The following is a 3,151-nucleotide window of genomic DNA, read 5'->3' as shown; positions in this document are numbered from 1 at the left end:
ATATTACATATCAGACGCTCACTGGACAAAGTGAGATGGACTCTGGTAATTATGCCGTCAGGTGGATGGCTCGGCTCAAGCGCTGATGAAGGACGTGCCAAGCTGCGATAAGCCCAGGGTAGGTGCATGGAACCTATGAACCTGGGATTTCCTAATGAGACCTCTTAGCACATTTGTGCTGATCAGTAATGATCGGGAACGCCCCGAATTGAAACATCTTAGTAGGGGCAGGAAGAGAAATCGAAGAGATGCCGTTAGTAATGGCGAATGAACACGGCACAGTTCAAACTGAATCCCTCCAGTAATGTGAGGGAGATGTGGTGTTATAGGAACTTTCTAAGATTCCTATCTTTTCTTAGCTGAACTTTTCTGGAACGTTAGACCATAGAGTGTGATAGTCACGTAAGCAATGAAAAGAGGAATTGGAAATGTTCCTGAGTATCGTGTGTTGGAAATCACGCGAGAATTTGGGAGGCACCAACTTCCAAAACTAAATACGTCTTGAGACCGATAGCGAAATAGTAGGGTGACCGAAAACTGAAAAGTACCCCCAAAAGGGAGGTTAAAAGTGCCTGAAACCTGATGGTGATGGAGCGATATGGCATGAAAGGATCTTTGGATCGAAGGAATCAACCGCGAGGTTGTAGTACGAGTTCCAATGCCGATGTCATATCATACGTTTTGAAGAACGGGCCAGGGAGTGTAACTAAGTGGCGATGGCTAACCTTTTATCTGGGAAGCCGAAGCGAAAGCAACATGCGTGCAACCTTCGGGTGAGACGCGGCGTATACAAGTGCGTGGAGTCACTAAGTTACGACCCGAAGCCGGGTGATCTAGGCGTGGGCAGGTTGAAGCGTGGCGAAAGCTACGTGGAGGACCGCAAGCGGTATTGATCTGCAAATCATTCGTGTGACCTGCGTCTCGGAGTGAAAGGCTAATCTAACCCGGCATCAGCTGGTTCCTTCCAAAACATGTCGCAGCATGACCTAACTGGAGATAGTCGGTGGAGTAGAGCACTGATTGATGGTCCTGGGGGAGAAATCCCTCACCCGTCTGTCAAACTCCGAACCCACCGTCGTCGTAGAAAGTTGGAGTCCGGGCTACTGGGGTAAGCCTGTAGTCCGTAAGGGAGACAACCCAGCCCGTGGTTAAGGTCCCTAAGTGTCGACTAAGTGTTAATACTAAAGGGCGTCCCAAGCCCTAGACAGCTGGAAGGTTAGCTTAGAAGCAGCTATCCTTTAAAGAGTGCGTAACAGCCCACCAGTCGAGGTTTGGGGCCCCGAAAATGGACGGGGCTCAAGTCGACCACCGATACCACGGAGTACCGAAAGGTAATCTTGTAGGAAGGCGTTGCGTTTGGGTAGAAGCAGGGCTGTGAAGTCCTGTGGACCGAGCGGAAACGAAAATCCTGGTAATAGTAGCAGCATAGTTAGGTGAGAATCCTAACCGCCGAAGGGGCTAGGTTTCCTCGGCAATGATCGTCAGCCGAGGGTTAGTCGGTCCTAAGTTGTACCGTAATTCGAGTACATCAAAAGGGAAACAGGTTAATATTCCTGTACTATTCAACAATAAAACTGACGTTTTGGGGCAGGCTGAGCGGCGCTGTCGCGCCGTTTAAGCATCTAAATCCGTGGAGAGCCGTAATGGCGAGAAGCGGACGAATATGTTATGACGAAAGTCGGCTGCACCCCGGAACCCGTGAAAAGGGAGTTGAATATCCGTACCGAGATCTGACACAGGTGCCCCTAGCTGAAAAGGCTAAGGCGTGTCGGAATAATTTGGCTAAGGGAATTCGGCAAATTGGCTCCGTAACTTCGGGAGAAGGAGTGCCTGCTGTGAAGACAGCAGGTCGCAGTGACCAGGGAACTCTAACTGTCTAATATCAACATAGGAGATCGCAAACCCGTAAGGGCTAGTACGATCTCTGAATCCTGCTCAGTGCAGGTACCTGAAACTTCGGTTCAACGGAAAGAAGGGCCTGTAAACAGCGGGGGTAACTATGACCCTCTTAAGGTAGCGTAGTACCTTGTCGCTTAATTGGCGACTTGCATGAATGGATCAATGAGAGTTCTACTGTCCCTAGCCAGAGTCCGGTGAAGCTTACATTCTAGTGCAGAGTCTAGAGACCTCTAGGGGGAAGTGAAGACCCCGTGGAGCTTTACTGCAGCCTGTCGCTGGGTTGTGATTTTGGATGTACAGTGTAGGTAGGAGACGTCGAAGCCGGTGCGCCAGCATCGGTGGAGTCGCAATTGGGACACTACCCTTCCAAAGTTACGACCCTCACTCCGTGAGGAGGACCCCGATAGGTGGGCAGTTTGCCTGGGGCGGGACGCCCTTGAAAAGATATCAAGGGCGCGCAATGGTTAACTCAAGTGGGTCGGAAACCTACTGAAGAGTGCAAGAGCATAAGTTAGCCTGACGTGATTCAGCACAGTAGTGGATCACGAGACGAAAGTCGGTTCTAGCGAACCTTTATGTCCCGCTTGGTGCGGGCTAAAGATGACAGAAAAGTTACCCCGGGGATAATTGAGTCGTTGCCGGCAAGAGCACATATCGACCCGGCAGCTTGCTACCTCGATGTCGGTTCTTTCCATCCTGGCTGTGCAGCAGCAGCCAAGGGTGAGGTTGTTCGCCTATTAAAGGAGATCGTGAGCTGGGTTTAGACCGTCGTGAGACAGGTCGGTTACTATCTACTAGAGGTGTATGTGGTCTGAGGGTAAGTTGCTTTTAGTACGAGAGGAACAGAGCAACGGCGCCACTGGTCGATCGGTTGTCTGACAAGGCACTGCCGAGCAGCTACGCGCTAAGGAATAAGAGCTGAATGCATCTAAGCTCGAAATCTAACCTAAAAAGAGACCACTTTAAGGGTTCCGGTAAAAGACCGGATCGATAGGAATGGGATGTAAGCACCAAGGCAACGAGGTGTTCAGTCCGCATTTACTAATATCCGTGCCTCATCCGTCTCGCTTTGTCCAGGCGATATCTGATATGTAATATGATCTACATGATCACAATCCGTTAATTTGAATGAGTATGGCGGCCATAGCGGTAGGGCCACTCCTGTTCCCATCCGAACACAGAAGATAAGTCTACCCACGTTGTTTACTGTACTGAAGTACGAGAGTCTTCGGGAAATCTACATCGCTGCTAT

2 rRNA genes are annotated in these 3,151 nt (G+C 50.1%); both read left to right on the top strand.

Annotated features, from left to right (window positions below):
• Nucleotides 1-37 precede the first annotated feature (37 nt).
• A 23S ribosomal RNA gene (locus KDK67_RS13815) occupies nucleotides 38-2,963 on the top strand.
• Between the two features lie 69 nt (nucleotides 2,964-3,032).
• Nucleotides 3,033-3,151: ribosomal RNA gene (gene rrf, locus KDK67_RS13810) — 5S ribosomal RNA — on the top strand; the annotation flags it as partial.

This window comes from Methanococcoides seepicolus (assembly GCF_023684405.1).
GTDB classification, from domain to species: Archaea; Halobacteriota; Methanosarcinia; order Methanosarcinales; family Methanosarcinaceae; genus Methanococcoides; species Methanococcoides seepicolus.
Note: the sequence above shows the minus strand (reverse complement) of the source record. Positions and strands in the feature narration are given on the sequence as shown.